Source organism: Enterococcus sp. FZMF, assembly GCF_030263915.1.
In the GTDB taxonomy this organism is placed as follows: domain Bacteria; phylum Bacillota; class Bacilli; order Lactobacillales; family Enterococcaceae; genus Enterococcus_D; species Enterococcus_D casseliflavus.
Map to the genome: position 1 here is coordinate 2,479,586 of NZ_CP127160.1, position 16,515 is coordinate 2,496,100.

17 protein-coding genes are annotated in these 16,515 nt (G+C 43.0%); 4 read left to right on the forward strand and 13 right to left on the reverse strand.

All coding sequences use genetic code 11. The features are described 5' to 3' along the window. Positions 1-13 precede the first annotated feature (13 nt). Entirely contained in the window at positions 14-352 is a 339-nt protein-coding gene (locus QN079_RS12140; RefSeq protein ID WP_005228897.1) for a putative DNA-binding protein, read from the reverse strand. Next, a complete protein-coding gene (locus QN079_RS12145) occupies positions 342-815 on the reverse strand; it encodes a 2-thiouracil desulfurase family protein (RefSeq protein WP_289229831.1) in 474 nt (157 codons plus the stop codon). The genes QN079_RS12140 and QN079_RS12145 overlap by 11 nt, the downstream gene beginning before the upstream one ends. A gap of 150 nt (positions 816-965) precedes the next feature. On the opposite strand from QN079_RS12145, the gene QN079_RS12150 reads away from it, so the two are divergent. Together QN079_RS12150 and pnpS are read left to right on the forward strand one after the other, a co-directional pair. Next, complete coding sequence (locus QN079_RS12150; RefSeq protein WP_005228895.1) at positions 966-1,673, forward strand: response regulator transcription factor; 708 nt, start codon at positions 966-968, stop codon at positions 1,671-1,673. Then, positions 1,670-3,406, forward strand: coding sequence for a two-component system histidine kinase PnpS (gene pnpS, locus QN079_RS12155; protein ID WP_289229832.1), 1,737 nt, complete (start codon positions 1,670-1,672; stop codon positions 3,404-3,406). Before QN079_RS12150 ends, pnpS begins: the two co-directional genes overlap by 4 nt. A 147-nt stretch (positions 3,407-3,553) precedes the next feature. On the opposite strand, the gene QN079_RS12160 is transcribed toward pnpS, so the two are convergent. Both QN079_RS12160 and QN079_RS12165 read right to left on the reverse strand, forming a co-directional pair. Continuing rightward, positions 3,554-4,462: a phosphate ABC transporter substrate-binding protein PstS family protein gene (locus QN079_RS12160; RefSeq protein ID WP_016608721.1), complete on the reverse strand. Its 909-nt coding sequence runs from the start codon at positions 4,460-4,462 to the stop codon at positions 3,554-3,556. Positions 4,463-4,656: 194 nt separating this feature from the next. Continuing rightward, positions 4,657-5,826, reverse strand: a complete 1,170-nt coding sequence (locus tag QN079_RS12165) for a pyridoxal phosphate-dependent aminotransferase (RefSeq protein WP_081116389.1) — start codon at positions 5,824-5,826, stop codon at positions 4,657-4,659. Between the two features lie 177 nt (positions 5,827-6,003). Here QN079_RS12165 and QN079_RS12170 point away from each other — a divergent pair, with 177 nt between their 5' ends. Beyond that, positions 6,004-6,723: a DUF2087 domain-containing protein gene (locus QN079_RS12170; protein WP_010749741.1), complete on the forward strand. Its 720-nt coding sequence runs from the start codon at positions 6,004-6,006 to the stop codon at positions 6,721-6,723. Between the two features lie 163 nt (positions 6,724-6,886). Here the strand turns inward: QN079_RS12170 and QN079_RS12175 are convergent, their stop codons facing one another. The 8 genes from QN079_RS12175 to map form a co-directional block, all read right to left on the reverse strand. Beyond that, the gene (locus tag QN079_RS12175; RefSeq protein ID WP_010749742.1) at positions 6,887-7,414 is read right to left on the reverse strand and encodes a hypothetical protein; all 528 of its coding nucleotides are present in this window, start codon (positions 7,412-7,414) and stop codon (positions 6,887-6,889) included. A 101-nt stretch (positions 7,415-7,515) separates the two neighbouring features. Beyond that, positions 7,516-9,954 carry a heavy metal translocating P-type ATPase gene (locus tag QN079_RS12180; protein ID WP_289229833.1) on the reverse strand — a complete coding sequence of 813 codons (2,439 nt, stop codon included), beginning with the start codon at positions 9,952-9,954 and terminating at the stop codon, positions 7,516-7,518. A gap of 126 nt (positions 9,955-10,080) precedes the next feature. Continuing rightward, positions 10,081-10,290: a copper chaperone CopZ gene (copZ, locus tag QN079_RS12185; RefSeq protein ID WP_005228873.1), complete on the reverse strand. Its 210-nt coding sequence runs from the start codon at positions 10,288-10,290 to the stop codon at positions 10,081-10,083. Between the two features lie 37 nt (positions 10,291-10,327). Further along, positions 10,328-10,774 carry a CopY/TcrY family copper transport repressor gene (locus tag QN079_RS12190; RefSeq protein ID WP_060792542.1) on the reverse strand — a complete coding sequence of 149 codons (447 nt, stop codon included), beginning with the start codon at positions 10,772-10,774 and terminating at the stop codon, positions 10,328-10,330. A gap of 141 nt (positions 10,775-10,915) precedes the next feature. Next, positions 10,916-11,902, reverse strand: a complete 987-nt coding sequence (locus QN079_RS12195) for an aldose epimerase family protein (RefSeq protein WP_289229834.1) — start codon at positions 11,900-11,902, stop codon at positions 10,916-10,918. A gap of 282 nt (positions 11,903-12,184) precedes the next feature. After that, positions 12,185-13,405 (reverse strand): glycosyltransferase family 4 protein, encoded by a 1,221-nt coding sequence (locus tag QN079_RS12200; protein WP_015510147.1) that lies wholly within the window; start codon positions 13,403-13,405, stop codon positions 12,185-12,187. 19 nt (positions 13,406-13,424) lie between these two features. Continuing rightward, entirely contained in the window at positions 13,425-14,348 is a 924-nt protein-coding gene (locus QN079_RS12205) for a YihY/virulence factor BrkB family protein (RefSeq protein ID WP_005228865.1), read from the reverse strand. A 79-nt stretch (positions 14,349-14,427) separates the two neighbouring features. Then, positions 14,428-15,192 carry a type I methionyl aminopeptidase gene (map, locus tag QN079_RS12210; RefSeq protein WP_005228863.1) on the reverse strand — a complete coding sequence of 255 codons (765 nt, stop codon included), beginning with the start codon at positions 15,190-15,192 and terminating at the stop codon, positions 14,428-14,430. A 176-nt stretch (positions 15,193-15,368) separates the two neighbouring features. Between map and QN079_RS12215 the strand changes: the two genes are divergently transcribed. Further along, positions 15,369-15,815, forward strand: coding sequence for a flavodoxin (locus tag QN079_RS12215; RefSeq protein WP_015510148.1), 447 nt, complete (start codon positions 15,369-15,371; stop codon positions 15,813-15,815). 55 nt (positions 15,816-15,870) lie between these two features. Here QN079_RS12215 and QN079_RS12220 read toward each other — a convergent pair whose 3' ends face one another. After that, on the reverse strand, positions 15,871-16,446 hold the full coding sequence (locus QN079_RS12220) for a TetR/AcrR family transcriptional regulator (protein WP_005228861.1): 576 nt from the start codon (positions 16,444-16,446) through the stop codon (positions 15,871-15,873). Positions 16,447-16,515 lie beyond the last annotated feature (69 nt).

A 16,515-nucleotide genomic window follows, 5' to 3' on the forward strand; every position in this document is an offset into this window, starting at 1 on the left:
TTTTTTCATTCCTTTATTCTTCAATTTCTTGGAGCTGTTGAATAAACCCCTGTAAGGTTTCGTCTTTTGGATAGTGGGTTTTCGTATACTCGCTTAGCTGATCCAGCAAGTCTTCCCGCATGATATAATCCGAAAACATATGTAGTTTTTTTTCATAGTCTTCTAAAATACGTTCGGTGCGTTTGATGTTGTCATAGACTGCTTGACGGCTAACTTGATACTCTTCAGCGATTTCTCCTAGAGAAAAATCATCTGCGTAATACAATTCCATGTAATTCATCTGTTTTTCCGTCAATAACGTGGAATAAAACTCAAACAACGCATTCATGCGATTGGTCTTTTCAATTTCCATTTGCTTCCTCCTGTTTTGCAAGCCCTTCGACATCGGACAAAACAGTCATGCCTTGTTGTCGAAAATAGGCACAAGCGACACCGACCCCTGTTTTTTTGATTCCAGAAAAATTGCCATCATAAATCGTCTGACTGCCACAAGAGGGACTTTTCTCTTTTAAGATCAGTTGGGTGATGCCTTGCTCTTGCAATTTTTGATAAGCAATTTTCGCGCCTTTAGTAAATTGTTCCGTCACGTCTTCTCCTGAAATGGTGACGACCTTCGCTCGCTGCGCCCAAACATCCACCCCATCGCCACCGACGATTTCGGCCGGTTCACGTGGAATCGGCAAGCCGCCAAGAACTTCTGGACAGACCATCATGGCTTGACCCGCACGAACAAGTTCGATCAATTGTGGTACTGCTTGATGTTTTCCATCGTAGCGGCAAAGGGCACCGCCTAGACACGCACTGATTCCAATCATTTAGCACCCTCAGCTTTCCTATGAAATCGTCCTTTATTATAGCATTTATTTAGTGGTTGCAATAGTACCAATTGTCTATTCATGCTAAAATAGGACTTGTTCATTGAAATTTAATCGTTTCTTGAAAAAAAGAAACGAAAGGAGTCTATCATGAAAAAAATACTCGTTGTCGATGATGAACCTTCAATCGTCACACTTTTAACCTTTAATTTAGAAAAAGAGGGCTACCAAGTCGTTTCCGCCTCAGATGGTCAAAAAGCCTTCGACTTGGCGTTGTCAAAACCTTTTGACTTTATCATCTTGGATGTCATGCTGCCGAATTTGGACGGTATCGAAATCACAAAGAAATTACGTCAAGAAAAAATCGAGACACCGATCCTCGTCTTGACCGCAAAAGATGATCCGATCGACCGGATCTTGGGCTTAGAGATCGGGGCTGACGACTACTTGACGAAACCCTTCAGCCCTCGAGAAGTATTGGCTCGAATGAAGGCCATCTTCCGTCGCTTAGAACCTCGTCAACAAGCACGAGAAGAAGATCAACCTGCAGAAATCTTGCAAATTGGCGGAATCCAAGCCGATCTGACCAATTTCCAGGTCAGTGTGGATGGGGAGAAAATCTTCCTGACACCGAAAGAGTTCGAGCTGCTGGTTTACTTTATGAAACGTAAAGGCCGCGTGATCGATCGCGATACCTTACTCAATCGTATTTGGAATTTCGACTTTGATGGACAAAGTCGCATCGTGGATGTTCACATCAGTCATTTAAGAGAAAAATTGGAAGCTGATCCAAAGCGTCCAGAATACTTGGTGACCGTGCGAGGATTTGGGTATAAATTTCAGGAGCCGACCCAATGAAAAAACGCTATGGCTATGGTTTATGGTCAATCGGTCTATTGCTGATTTTTTTCCTGTGTTGGCAAGTTCTAAGCAGTTTTTACCGTCAGCAAGTCATCGCCCAGCAAGTGGATTTTCTGCAAGAGAAAGCCGCTGTGTTTTTGAATCTCTCAGATAACCAAACCGCAGCGCTCGAACAATTTGCCGATGCCTATGTTCAAGATAGCAATAGCCGCATCACTTTGTTAGATGATCAAGGCCAAATCATTTTCGATACTTATGATCATACCCTCCATGAAAACCGCTCCGATCGTCCAGAAGTTCAAGCCGTTTTGCGCGGAAGCGCCGTTGGTCAATCGTTGCGGGAAAGCGACACCTTGCATGAAGAATTGCTTTACGTGGCGATTCCTGTCAAAGAAGATGGAAACGTAACTCAAATCTTGCGGATCGCAGAACCGACTGCTGCTTTTTTTGCGAAAAACCAAGGAATCAAGCAATCGATCTTGATTGTCTATCTTGTCTTTTGTTTCTTGATCAGCCTGCTGATTTTTCACACGCTGCGTCAGCGGAATCGTCCAATCCAAACGATTCTGCCCGTCGTAAAAAAAATGATCACCTCGCCCGATCAACAAGCAATCATTATGCAAGAAACCCCTGAACATGACGAGTTGTATCAACTGATCAATCAGCTGAGCGAACAAATGAGCCAGACCTATCGTGCCTATGCGGCATCTGAACAACAGCTGTACGGCTTGCTCAGTGAACTGATGATCGGTGTCTTTATCATTAATGAAGAAAATCAACTGCTGCTGTTGAATCCGACGATGCAAGAACAGTTGGGGATGGAAACTGCGCCAACCTTGCCACAGCCCTTCACTGAAGTGATCCATGACACACAACTGATCCAATTGATCTATCAATTTAACGACGAGACCCCTATTTTCCATGCGGAAACCACCCTTAGCGGAGAACGTTCAAAAGTCTTGGATGTTACCTTGCGAAGCTTCCAAGAAAACCAGTTGATTGGTATTTCTTATGACTTGACGCGCATCCGACAATTAGAAAAAATGCAAAAAGATTTTGTCGGCAATGTTTCCCATGAATTAAAAACGCCGGTAACTTCCTTGATTGGGTTTACCGAAACACTGCTGGACGGCGCCAAAGAAGACCCAGAAACATTGCAGACCTTTTTAGAGATCATTCAAAAAGATGCTTATCGCTTGAAAAATCTAATACAAGATATCATCCAACTGTCTCAAGACAGTGATTCTTTCCAGTATGTCGACCAACCGATCAACTTTTCTGAGCTGCTGCAACAAGTCGTTCAAACCTATGGTCCCGCAGCTGCTAAGAAGCAATTGACCTTTCAATTTGAAGGACCCGAACCCTTCATTTTATCTACCAAAAAAGAGCTGCTGCAGCCCATCGTAAAAAATCTGGTAGAAAATGCTGTCACCTATTCAAAACCTGGTGGTGTCATCACATTATCCTATTCAGAGCAAGACGACCAGCTGTTATTTCAAGTGCAGGATCAAGGCATCGGCATCGATGAAGAAGATCAGGAACGGATTTTTGAGCGGTTTTATCGGGTGGACAAAGCCCGCGCCCGCAATTCTGGCGGCACTGGACTTGGGCTGGCTATCGTTAAAGACTATACCAAATTATTAGGTGGCAGCATCAAGGTTGACAGTTTCCCCAAAATTGGTTCTACCTTTACGGTGACTTTGCCGCTTCATGAAAAAGATGATTATTGATAAAAAACAGCCGATAACAGGTGAATAATTGTTATCGGCTGTTTTTGTAGTTGTTTTTCATTACCAAATTAAGCACCAGCCAATAGCATCTTCTTGATGCTTTAAACACAAAAAAAGAAGGAGCATTCTCCTTCTTCGGTCATTTCACTATTCAACATTCGTTACTTCGCCGTCTACACTGCGTTCTACTTTCATATCAGTGATTGGCAAGTAACCTAATTCGATAACGATTCCTTGTTGGACATCGTCTGTCATGATGTAATCAAGAAAGGCTTTGACGTTTGCATCTGGCTCGCCGTTCGTGTACATATGCTCGTAAGACCAGATTGGCCATTTGTTATCTGCAATATTTTCAGGGGTCGCTTCTACCCCATCAAGAGATAGCGCTTGGATTGAATCATCTAAATAAGATAAAGCAAGGTAGCTGATTGCTCCTGGTGTTTCAGCAACGATTTTACGGACTGTTCCGGAAGAATCTTGCTCTTGTGTTTGGATTGTCTCTGCACCATCTAAGCCCCATTTTTCAAAGGTCGCTCTCGTACCGCTGCCTGATGCGCGGTTGATTACAGAGATTTCTTGATCTGCTCCGCCTAGTTCAGACCAATTCTTCACTTTGCCTGTAAAAATATCGATTAAATCTTGTTGGCTAAGGTCCGTAACGCCTGCGTCTTTATTTACCACTGGTGCCATACCAACTACGGCTACTTTATGGTCAACTAATTTGCTAGCATCTACACCATCTTTTTCATCCGCAAACACATCGGAATTGCCGATCGTCACCGCGCCTGCTTCTACTTGACTTAAGCCAGTTCCGCTGCCGCCACCTTGAACCGTAATTGTATAATTGGGATTGTCTGCTGAGAAGCTTTCACCTGCTGCTTCAACCAAGGGTTGCAATGCCGTTGAGCCCACAGCTAAAATTTCTACATTTTCATTTGATGCGGCACCTGATGAAGATCCGCCTGATGCTTGACTGCTCTCAGTGCTTGCGCCACCGCTCCCACAGCCAGCTAATAATAATCCAGTTGCAAAAAATAAAAGTCCCAATTTTTTCATTTAGTAAATCTCCTTTCGTTATATGCTTAGTTTAGCAAGGCGGTGTAAACCCTTGATGGATTTCATGTAAAGAATCGATAAAGCGATGTAAATCTTTTGTAAAGTTCGTCGATTGCCTAAAAAAGCCCCCGCTGCATCCATCAGAGGGGGCTTACTTTAGCTAACACTTATGAACTAAAGAAACGTTTGTAGAATCAATTGCTTTGCATATAGCGTGTCAAGCGATCCATCGCTTCCACCAAGTTTTCCATACTTGCCGCATAGCTTAAACGAACATAGCCTTCTGCTTCGGGACCAAAGGCGATCCCTGGAATGATTGCTAATTGATTCTTTTCGGCTAAGTCGACACAAAAAGCCATGGAATCTTGGTTGAAACCTGCTGGTATTTTGGCAAAAATGTAGAATGCACCAGATGGCTTCGCCATTTCAAAACCAAGGGCAGTCATCTTTTCAAACAAGTAATCTCGGCGTTCACGGTAATCGGCTTTCATGACTTCTGCATCGTTGATGCCTTCGATCAATGCCCGCACTGCGGCTTTTTGAGAAATCGTTGAGGCCGCGGTCACTAAGTATTGGTGGACCTTAATGATCTGAGCAGTCAACGCTGCTGGTGCAAAAATGAAGCCGACGCGCCAACCAGTCATCGCGTGTGATTTCGACAAGCCGTTGATCACGATCGTTTGATCCCGCAAGTATTCAGCAATGGATACGTGGGTTTCATCATAAGTCAACTCACTATAAATTTCATCGCTAATAACAAAAACGGGGTATTTTTCTAAAACTTCTGCCAATGCTTTGACTTGTTCTCGGGTATAAACGACCCCTGTTGGATTGCTAGGATAATTCAAAATGACTGCCTTGACTTGCTCCCCATGTTCTTTTAAGGCTGCTTCCAAAACTTCTGGCGCTAAAACAAAGTCATTATCCGTCGTATCAAGATAAATCGGTTTGGCATGAGCTAAATGGATGACTGGTTCATAGCCTGGATAAATTGGTGCTGGTAGAATCACTTTATCACCAGGTTCTAACGTGGCTAATAAAGAAGCTGAGATTGCTTCCGTTGCACCGATCGTCACTAATACTTCTGATTGAAAGTCGTAATCAAGCTGATATTTATTTTTCAAAAAGAGACTGGCTGCTTGCCGAACATCTGCTAAGCCTGCCATTCCAGAATAGTGACTGAAATTTTGTTCGATTGCTTGGACACCCGATTTTTTCACGTGCTCCGGTGTGTTGAAATCCGGCTCGCCTAACGTTAACTTTAAAATATCAGGAATTGAAGAAACCCGTTCATCAAATTTACGAATCAATGAAACAGCTATATTGTACACTTCGTGATTGAAGCGTTGGCTTACGTCTGCCATAGTATCACTCCTTTGAATTAAGCAAATTCATTCGCTATTGTTGTTAATCCTAACACAAAAAGGCGACGATTTTAAGCAACGGATGAAATTAATCTAATAACGATAAATCCGTTTGCTTATTTACAAACAAATTCAACTTATGTTAGTATATATCTAAACAATAAAAGGAGAACCAAAATGAAACCTTATCAAGAGTTTACCATTTCTGATTATCAGCAAGGATATGTCGCAACACCAACGGATTATTGTTGCGTATTTTGTCAGGAGACCTTCGACAAAGAAGAAATCTATCCCGTTGATGGCGCCTTTTTTACAGCAAAAAAACGAATGATGCAGCATATCACTGAGCATCACGGAACCGTTTTATCCGCATTGTTGGCTTTACCCAAAGAACAAACAGGCTTATCAGAGAGCCAACAGGAGATTTTACAACTGTTTGCCCAAGATGTTAGCGATACTGTGATTGCCCAGCGCTTAGGTATCTCTTCTTCGACCGTCAGGAATCATCGCTTTAAACTAAAAGAAAAGCAGCGACAAGCGACTGTTTTTTTAAGTATCATGTCCTTGTTGCAAGATACCCCGTTGCTGCCGCCTCACAAAGGGGCGACGATGCTTGATGATCGCTATGCCATTACGGCTAGTGAAAGAGAAAAGATCATTGCTACTTATTTTGATGAAACGGGGTTTATCAAACAATTTCCCAGCAAAGAAAAGCGCAAGATCGTTGTCTTGAGTGTACTGGCACAAAAATTTGATCCGAAGAAAAATTATTCAGAAGCTGCCGTCAACGATGTATTAAAGCAAGCGATCACCGATTACGTCACTGTCCGACGTTATTTGATCGAATACGGATTTATGCAACGGACGAAAGACGGGAAAACTTACTGGCTGACTTAAAACCTAGTCTGTAACTGGCTGGAACTTTTGTTGGTTGGATGAGCAGTATCTTTCACAGTTTTAAAAAAGTTAACAAGCTCCACTATTTATAGAAAAAAAAGACAAAGTACGAAAACATCCGTACTTTGTCTACCGTCTGAAACGCTGGGACAAATTCCAGAGTTTATTTTTCTTTTAGAAAGATTTTTTTGATGATCAATTTATCAAATAATTGCGTTTGATTGTCTTGTTCTCCAATGACTTCAGCGGTCACCGATTTACCATCTTGTTTTTTACGTAGCTGGTAAACGATCTTGCCTGTTTCTTTCAATTCGTTCACCATGTCAACGACACCGCCAAAACCAGTTTTACGAGTGATGAACCCTAACGCCACCATTCGCTCATCTAAATTTTTTGCCGAGATGCTCGCACCGGTGATCAGCGCTTGCCGCATGATTTGTAAGAATTCCTCTAGCCCTGCCACTGGCGGCTGTTCGGGTTCTTCTTCCATCATCGGTCGCTGACGCAAATAATCTAATTCCTGCAATAACGTTTCATACTGCTCTTGTGTCAACATGACCCCCGCCACTTTTTCACGATTGAATACATATACTGCTGTTCCTGCTTCTCGCGCTTGATTAAATACATCCATCGGAGATTTTTTTACTTCAGTAATTGAAGTAGTGGGAACATCCAATTTCTTCAGTTCCATAATCAACGTCCTCCTTGTCTCAACGAACACATTATAGCATAAATCCAGAAGCAGATTATAGAGGTATTTCACTGCTCCTAGGAAAAGAAACAAAAAAGCGGCTAATCGCCGCTTTTTTCGATTGATAAGGTCATTGCATTGATGGCAACGATGATCGTGCTCATAGACATCAAGACAGCTCCGACTGCTGGGTTCAAAATGATCCCGATCGGTGCGAGGACGCCAGCTGCCAAAGGAATGGCAAAAATATTGTATCCTGCGCCCCACCAGAGATTTTGAATCATCTTGCGTCTTGTTTTTTTCGCCAAAGTCAAGAAGTGCAAGATGTCTTGAGGTTCGCTATTCGTCAAAACGACATCGGCTGAATCGATCGCTACATCGGTACCCGCTCCGATCGCAATCCCGATCGTCGCTCTTGCAAGACTTGGGGCGTCATTGATCCCATCGCCTACCATTACGACGCGCTTGCCCTCTTTGACATAGTCACTGACTAGACGTTCTTTATCGTCTGGCAACATTGCCGCATGGAAGGCTTCGATTCCTAGGTAATCGGCTACGGCTTGCGCCGCTTCTTGGTTGTCTCCAGTAGCCATAACTGGTGTGATGCCTAAGTCTTTCACTTTTTGAATAAATTGACTCGCTTCTGGTTTCACCTTATCCCCTAATGCGACGATTCCTTCCACTTTGCCGTCATGAACCAAATAGCTGATGGTATTGCCCTGTTCTTGATAATTTTCCAAGGAGTTCCCTTGATACTGAATGGCTAATTGCTCCAATCCTTTTTGATTGACGATCACCCACTTCTGTCCATCGATCACGCCTTCCAGACCAATCCCTGTCCTTGTTTGAACATCAGTCGCCTTTTTGGCTGTGATGTTTTCCTTTTCAGCTTGGGCTAAAATACCTTCTGCGATCGGATGATTGGCGGTTTTCTCAAGACCTGCTAGGTAAGCTAGTACTTCTGATGCAGAAAGACTGCCTGTCGCCTCGATGCCAGTTACGGTAAACGTTCCTTCTGTTAACGTACCGGTCTTATCGAGGATCAGATAATCAACATGATGCGCATTCTCCAGTGCGTTGCGATTTTTTAAGAGCAAGCCATTTTTGGCAGCGATCGATGTCGAGCGAGCAACCACGAGGGGAATCGCTAGCCCTAACGCATGGGGACAGGCAATGACGAATACCGTGACCATTCGATCAAGAGCAGTCGGTAGGTCAGCAACAAACAGCCATACAGCAAATGCCAAGACACCAGCAACTAACGCAATATAAAACAGCCATTTTGCCACTTTGTCCGAAAGTGCTTCTAAGCGGGATTTATCTGCTTGGGCTTTTCGCACCATTTCCATGACTTTCGCTAAGTAGCTGTCTTCCCCAGTTCCTGTGACTTCCATCGTGATGGTACCATTGCCGTTGACAGATCCTCCAATGACAGTACTGCCGACGGTTTTAGGTACCCGTCTGGATTCACCAGTCACTGCCGACTCATCGATTGTTGTTTCTCCTTCAAGGATCGTTCCGTCGGTAGGAATCTTATCTCCTGAGCGAACGATCAACTGTGTTTTGTTGGTCACTTCTTCTAATGGAATCTGTTCTTCTGATCCATCCGCATTTTTCCGAATCACTTCTTTTGGCAATAGTTCTGCTAATTTCTGTAATGCATTGCCAGCATTAGAAACGGCATTCATCTCGATCCAATGGCCCAACAACATGATCACGATCAAAGTCGCTAGTTCCCAGAAGAAATCCATTACATGAGGAACAGCAAGAAAATGATTGGCGATAAATGCGTAAAGACTATAAAAATAAGAAACCGTGATCCCCATAGCAATCAACGTCATCATGGCTGGGCTTTTTTGTTTCAATTCCATTTTCGCACCACTTAAAAACGGCTGCCCTCCATAGAAAAACAGGATCGTTCCTAAAAGCAATACGACCCAATCTGAGCCAGGAAACGTGAACTGAAAGGGCAATTCGATGCCCATCATTGGTGATAAAATGACGATTGGAATCGCCAAAACCAAGGATAGCCAAAACTTTTGCTTAAAATTTCCCATATGCATACTATGATCCATGCCACCCATTCCATGATCCATATGACTATGATCCATGCCAGACATCTCATGATTCATGTGACTATGATTCATACCAGACATCTTATGGTCCTTATGGCCGTGATCCATGCCAGACATCTCATGATTCATGTGACTATGGTTCATGCCAGACATCTCGTGGTCCTTGTGGCCGTGATCCATGCCAGATATCTCATGGCCCTTATGGCTATAGTCCACGCTGGACACTTCATGATCCATAGGACCATGGTTACTATCGGAGCTTTCATGCTCCTGCTGTTTTGATGTCGCCTTGTGATGATCCATCCCATTCATCTCATGGCTAGGCTCAGGGACTTCTGTCACTTGTGATTGCGCATGTTGCTCTTCTCCCTGTGTACCATTATCCCGCTCATTCAAAGCAGGTTCATGCCTATGATGGCTTGACGTCTGACTACTACTTGCGGAAGACGTTTTTTTCTGATTCATCCTAGTATTCCCCTTCCTATTTCACTGAATGTGCGTACAGTCTTGCTCCTTCATACAAAAGCTTCAAGCGGCTGGACACTTTTCATTTGTTTTGATTTTTCATTTTCACTTTAGCAATTCCATTGCTTACTCAAATACCCCTTGATAACCCGCTTCGGTGACCGCATTGACTAAGGCTGTTTCTGTCACTTGCGACTCGTCAAACTTGACTGTTCCGCGAGCTTTTTTCAAGTCCACTTTGGCTTTTTTCACACCCGGTACTTCACTAAGCGCTTTTTCAACTTTTGCGGCACAATGGGCACAATTCATTCCGCTGATTTGCATGTTTTTTTTCATTACGATTCCTCATTTCTTTTAACAGTTCGTTGGCTACTTATTTTGTTGCATGGGTTTTGCATTGGCACTGACCAGGAATACAATTACATGAGATCGCTGCTACTGGCACTTTTTGGTCGACTGCTGCTTGGAGCATCGCCAAATCTTCTGCCGTCAATGCTGCTTCTTGGATCATTTCTGCTAATGTCTGCCCAACTTTTTTGGCACAAATATGAGAAAAAAGATTCTCAGCTGCGCTGCGAACGGTTGCTTCTTCGGAAACAAGTGGCGAATAAACAAATTTTTTCCCTTGGCTTTCTGTTTTCAATACGCCTTTTTTGACGAGTCGTCCTAAAAGCGTCTTGACAGTTGCTGCTTTCCAATTTTTATTTTCGCTCAATAAAGCGGTGATCTCTTTCGCGTCGGATTGTCCTAATGTCCAGATCACACGCATGACTTCCCATTCAGAATCGCTGATTTTGATTGGTTCGACCACAGGTTGCATTTGTCCACTTCCTTTCATAAGTGATTCACATTTTTAAGTTTACATCTGTAATCGGATTTTGTCAAAAAAAAGCATCGCCAAACTTTCTGCGTTTTGACAATGCTTTTTTCTATTTCATTAAAAATGATTTGGTTCCTATGCTTAAAAGTGGACCTGATACGTCGTCACAGAGTGGAAGGGTTCTTCTGGACGCAACACGATCTCACCAAAGTGGGTAAATTTCTCAGAGCCAGGAACACCTTGTGTTTCGATCGCCATCCCGCCATGATTGGCAAAAGGACCAGTCTTCATTGATGCACCAGCTTCTCCCTCACCCGTTGTGTAAATAACAACGGCAGGACGGTCAGTAGTTACAGTCAGCTGCACTTTTTGATCGGGACTGGTTACTTTTAGATCCCACTCTTGCGTATGGTCTAATAAGAACGGATCATCCAACATCGTCGTTCCCATCGGGCGTTCTTGTCTAAAATCAAACTTTGTGCCTGCGACAGGCGTTTTTTCACCGGTCGTCGTCACATCGTCATTCGTTTCAGCCACATGTTCGGCATTGATTTGAACCAAGTGGTCATCGATCGGCTGTTGGGTATCACCTGTCAAATTGAAATAACCGTGGTTCGTTGGGTTAAATAAAGTCGCTTTGTCAGTGTTGGCATCATAAGCAAGCAATAGTTCATTGTCATTCGTCAACGTATAGGTGACTTGATAACGAACATTTCCAGGAAACCCGCTATCGCCATCTTGCCGTGTGGTAGTAAAAATCACCCCAGCTTTGTCTGCTTCTTCAAAGGTTTCAGTGATCCATGTATCAGTATCCAGCCCCTTTGAACCGCCATGAAGCGTATTGCCGCCATCATTGTCTTCCGTTTGGTATTCTTGTCCGTCGATCTCAAAGCGAGTACCTGCGATCCTTCCCGCCACAGGGCCGATCGTTGCGCCATAATAACGTGCTTGGCGATGTCCTTCGATCGTGTCATAACCGACCACGATGTCGCGACCTTCTTCTACTGGAACGACCCAATCCAATAAGCGTGCGCCTTCAGGACTTAGCCTTACGATGGTACCGCTATCATTGGAAAGCTCATAAATTGTTCCCATTTTTTCTGACGTCAGTTGTTTCACATTTGGCATTCGTTCATATCCTTCTTTCTTTGATTAGTCTGCTGCTCTTTTTAAGTATAGACGTTTAGGGCTAGATCCGTCAATTCAAGACGGAAGAATTCGACAGGAAATAATGTTTGTCTGACCATTTTTCAAACAAACAAAAAGCGGCAAGTATCGCCAACGGATTGATCGAATCATCGACAGCTGATCGTAAGAGAACGCACTAGAAGAAGCACTGACTCCTCCTGACCTTCAACGATCGCTCGTATTCATCTCACCTGTTGGACACCTTTGCCGCAACTGTATCGTTTATTTTTTGTGTTTTGCTTGGTAATGTTTTCTCTTTCGTCGCTTTTCCTTGATTTGAGAAGCGCTAGCAGCTAAATCTTCGCTTTCCTCTTCTTGCTTGTCTTTTCTCTTTTCCGCTCGCGCCTTCAAGACTTTTTGCCTGAATCGACGGTTTCCAAGAAACTTCAGCGCGCACATGAGTGGTTGACGATTTTCTCCCACCAAACCAATCAACTCGATAAACAATTCGATGCCAAAACCTGTACTAATGATCAGCAAGATGATTGCGGTGTTACTGGCATAATTCATCAATAATGCAATAAATGAAAAAACCATCGCCAAGGCATAGATCGTCAAGACCGTGCCACGGTGGGTAAACCCTAATGAAAGTAAGCGATGATGCAAGTGCATTTTATCTGCTGAAGAGATCTTTTGTTTATTGAATTTTCTACGAATCATCGCATAGACGGTATCGGTAATGGGTACCCCTAAAATCAACATTGGGGTGATCACTGTAATGAAGGTCGCATTTTTTAAGCCTTGCAACGATAGGACGGAAATCATGAAACCTAGAAAAAGCGCCCCAGTATCGCCTAAAAAAATCGTGGCTGGATAAAAATTGTAAGGAAAGAAGCCTACGATCGCGGCAATCAATGTAAAAATCACCATCGGTACTTCAACGGAGTTTGGTAAAAAGAAGTAACTAATGATCCCAATCGTTGTCAGACTGATAATGGAGACCCCACTCGCTAGACCATCTAAACCGTCAATCAAGTTGACCGCATTCGTGATCGCCAAAATCCATAGGATCGTCATAGGTAAGCCTAACCAGCCCAAGTCAAAAACCCCGAGATAAGGGATCGAAACCGTGCTGATTTTGATACCAGCAACAAAATAGATCTCCAAAGCCGCTAACGTCAAACCCAGTGTTTTTTGCAGGGGCGTCAACTCAAAGATATCATCCAATAATCCAGTAACTACGACGATGGCTGCACCTAAAAGCATCGGCCAGACATAGTCAAAAGGAATCATTGCACGGAATTCCCAAAGCAATGCAAAAGAGAACGAAAGAAAAATACTCAGTCCCCCTGCGGTCGGCATTGTCTTGGTGTTGATTCGGCGATCTCCTGGTCGATCGACTGCGCCGATCTTAAAAGAGATCAATTTAATGATCGGTGTTAGGATTAAAGACACGATCATTGTTATAAATAAGCGCATTACAAATTTGAATGCAAAATCCATCGTTTATTCTCGCTTTCCGTTATTTCTCTTTATTGGTAAATGTATCTTCGATTTTCGAAGAAATCCGCTGAACAGGATCTGTTCGTTCTTTGATCTCTTGTCCCGACACATACTCTTCTACCACTGCGTTGATGATTCCACCCAAGATAATAATCGTCGCAGCAAGATTCAACCAGATCATTAAAACAATAAAACTTCCAATAATTTGATAGCCAATGATTTTCGCAGCAAAGTAACGGGCGTATAAGCCAAACACCTGTGACAGCAACATCCAGCCAATCGTTGCAAAGATCGCCCCTGGCAAAGTCGAACGCAACTTGACCTTTGCATTCGGCACTAACCAATAGATCAGCATCATGATAAATAGCAAAGCAACGATCGTGACTGGCCATTTGACTGTTTGGAACGTATCGATCAGATTGTCTTGAAACTTAAAAATCGGCTGCAAAAAATCAAGAATGATTTTTCCAAGCCCAAATACCATCGTAACACCAACGATCGCAATCATAAAGAGCAGGATGATCACAAATGATACTGCGCGCACCACGATAAAATTGGAACGTTGGTCCACACCGAAGGCTTTGTTCATCGCAATTTGCAAGGCATTGATACTTTGACTCGCAGACCACAACGCAGCCAAGGCGGAAATCGATAACAACCCGCCAGAGCTTGTGGTGAGGAGGTTTTCGATCGCTGGTCCGATAAAGTCATAGATTTGACTAGGGATCAATTCTTGTACATAAGATAAAACCGTGTTCGGATCAATCGATAAATAAGGCAACAGATTTCCCAGCGCAATCATTAACGGGAAAAGTGAAAGCAATAAATAGTAGGCGACGACGACCGATGTGGTCCCCATCTCTGAATCGGTTATTCTATTTTGCGTTGTTTCAATGAAACGCATCAGCTTTTGATTGCTTTTTACTTTATCAACGATTTTCATGTTTCTTCCTCCGCCAGCGAATCATCTGCCTTTTTTTCTTTGTCATACGTAACAATCAGAAGTCTCCTACCGCCAAAATTTAGTAGGTTCCTTCTTCTCCTTGAGAAGTCAAAATGCGTGGCCCTTCTTTGGTGATCGCCAAACTATGTTCGTATTGGCAACTTAAGCCACCATCTAGAGTATAGGCGGTCCAGCCGTTAGGATCCATTTTCATTTTCCACGTCCCTGTATTGATCATAGGTTCGATGGTAATAACCATTCCTTCTTTTAAACGTAACCCTTTGCCGGCTTCTCCGTAGTGAGGAATCATCGGACTCTCATGGATCGTTGGACCAATGCCGTGTCCAACGAAATCGCGCACGACACCGTAGCCTTCTTTTTCCGCATAGGTTTGAATGGCATGACCGATGTCACCGATTCGGTTGCCAACTTGGGCTTGTTCGATTCCTAGATACAACGCTTTTTTGGTTACTTCCATTAAACGATCGATCTCAGGCGTCGAGTTTCCTACCACATAACTCCAGCAAGAATCAGAAATGGCGCCTTTTAAATCAATACACATATCAACTTTGATCAGATCGCCATCTTTCAATGGTTTTTTTCGGGGGAACCCGTGACAAATCTCATCGTTGATACTGCAGCAAGTGGCATATTTGTAATCTTCAAAACCAATTTGGGCGGCAATTCCGCCATGGCTTTCAATATAATCTCTGACAAACACTTCGATATCCCAACTGGTGATACCAGGTTTGATGAAGCTGCGTAATTGTTTGTGGACATCTGCTAACAGCGCGCCGGATTCGGCCATGCGGTCTATTTCTCTGGCAGATTTTAATGTAATCATGTTCTCGTCTCCCTTAATTAAATTCCTCTTATTTTACCATAGAAATCCCTTATTTTACAAAATTCACAGACATTGTAAAGAGTTTTTCAAGTTTTGTTTTCAATCTTTCGTGCATTTGCTATAATCTGTAAGAGAGTTTTCCTTGAGAATAGGAATGAGATTGGAGGAAAAAGCCCATGGCTTTAGCAAAAATCGTCTATGCGAGTATGACGGGGAATACGGAAGAAATTGCAGATATCGTTTCTGAAGCCCTTGAAAATCTTGACATGGAAGTTGAAATGAATGAGTGTACCCAAGTGGATGCCGATGAGTTTGAAGACGCCGATATCTGTATCGTCGCAACCTATACATACGGTGACGGTGAATTGCCTGATGAGATCGTCGATTTTTACGAAGATTTGCAAGAACTTGATTTAAGTGGCAAAATCTTTGGGGTCTGCGGCTCTGGCGATACGTTTTATGATGACTTTTGTAAGTCCGTCGATGACTTTGAAGCCGTCTTTAGTAAGACAGGTGCAACAAAAGGGGCAGATAGCGTCAAGGTCGACTTGGCTGCGGAAGAAGACGATATTCAAAACTTAGAAGCCTTTGCCAAAAAGCTAGCGGAAGCATTTGCAGAATAAAACAAGAAAACCTCTGACAAAATCACTTGATTCTGTCGGAGGTTTTCTTGTTTGCTTAATGATAACTGATATCGATGGGTGTTTCTCTTGCTAAAATATTATCGGTGGTTTCCGTCATCAGCTTAGCAATCTGATCTTCTGTGGGATGAATGATCCCCGAAGACATCAATGCCGCTAAGCCAGTAGCGACGATCCAGACACCAGTATGCAAGGACTGTAATTTCACGTCCGATAGATCTTGATACTTTGGTTCTTTTTTTACTGATTTTACAAAAAGGTCAAATGAAAACTGCTGCATGGAATCCCCACCACCATGCTCTTCTAAGTATAGCGCTCGGTATAATCGTTTTTCTTTATTTGCAAAGCCAATATAATTTAACGTTAAGTCAACGATGACATCTCCCCGTCTTTCAACTGGAAAAACTTCTGTCGCTAAGTAGTCGTAAATCTGATTGATCAATGCATTTTTTAAGTCATCCATATTTTTAAATTCTAAGTAGATCGGTTGCGTTGAACATTTCATCTTCGCTGCGATATTGCGTGCGGTAAAACGTGTAAATCCTTCGGTTGCGACAACTTCATAGGCAGCTTTTAAAATCTGGTCTCTAGTAATAGTTTTCTTTCTTGCCATAATTTTTTAATCTCCTTAATTCTGCTATACATCGCTTTCAGAAATACCTTTTACTTATTGTATCATGTT

Excerpts from the sequence above, each read along its gene's own strand:
- pnpS (WP_289229832.1), top strand. The coding sequence starts at position 1,670 with ATGAAAAAACGCTATGGCTATGGTTTATGGTCAATCGGTCTATTGCTG.
- copZ (WP_005228873.1), bottom strand. The coding sequence starts at position 10,290 with ATGAAAAAAAACATGCAAATCAGCGGAATGAATTGTGCCCATTGTGCC.
- QN079_RS12145 (WP_289229831.1), bottom strand. The coding sequence starts at position 815 with ATGATTGGAATCAGTGCGTGTCTAGGCGGTGCCCTTTGCCGCTACGAT.
- map (WP_005228863.1), bottom strand. The coding sequence starts at position 15,192 with ATGATTACATTAAAATCTGCCAGAGAAATAGACCGCATGGCCGAATCC.
- QN079_RS12160 (WP_016608721.1), bottom strand. The coding sequence starts at position 4,462 with ATGAAAAAATTGGGACTTTTATTTTTTGCAACTGGATTATTATTAGCT.
- QN079_RS12200 (WP_015510147.1), bottom strand. The coding sequence starts at position 13,405 with ATGGATTTTGCATTCAAATTTGTAATGCGCTTATTTATAACAATGATC.
- QN079_RS12190 (WP_060792542.1), bottom strand. The coding sequence starts at position 10,774 with ATGCAACCTGTGGTCGAACCAATCAAAATCAGCGATTCTGAATGGGAA.
- QN079_RS12140 (WP_005228897.1), bottom strand. The coding sequence starts at position 352 with ATGGAAATTGAAAAGACCAATCGCATGAATGCGTTGTTTGAGTTTTAT.
- QN079_RS12165 (WP_081116389.1), bottom strand. The coding sequence starts at position 5,826 with ATGGCAGACGTAAGCCAACGCTTCAATCACGAAGTGTACAATATAGCT.
- QN079_RS12170 (WP_010749741.1), top strand. The coding sequence starts at position 6,004 with ATGAAACCTTATCAAGAGTTTACCATTTCTGATTATCAGCAAGGATAT.
- QN079_RS12220 (WP_005228861.1), bottom strand. The coding sequence starts at position 16,446 with ATGGCAAGAAAGAAAACTATTACTAGAGACCAGATTTTAAAAGCTGCC.
- QN079_RS12175 (WP_010749742.1), bottom strand. The coding sequence starts at position 7,414 with ATGGAACTGAAGAAATTGGATGTTCCCACTACTTCAATTACTGAAGTA.
- QN079_RS12150 (WP_005228895.1), top strand. The coding sequence starts at position 966 with ATGAAAAAAATACTCGTTGTCGATGATGAACCTTCAATCGTCACACTT.
- QN079_RS12180 (WP_289229833.1), bottom strand. The coding sequence starts at position 9,954 with ATGAATCAGAAAAAAACGTCTTCCGCAAGTAGTAGTCAGACGTCAAGC.
- QN079_RS12205 (WP_005228865.1), bottom strand. The coding sequence starts at position 14,348 with ATGAAAATCGTTGATAAAGTAAAAAGCAATCAAAAGCTGATGCGTTTC.
- QN079_RS12195 (WP_289229834.1), bottom strand. The coding sequence starts at position 11,902 with ATGCCAAATGTGAAACAACTGACGTCAGAAAAAATGGGAACAATTTAT.
- QN079_RS12215 (WP_015510148.1), top strand. The coding sequence starts at position 15,369 with ATGGCTTTAGCAAAAATCGTCTATGCGAGTATGACGGGGAATACGGAA.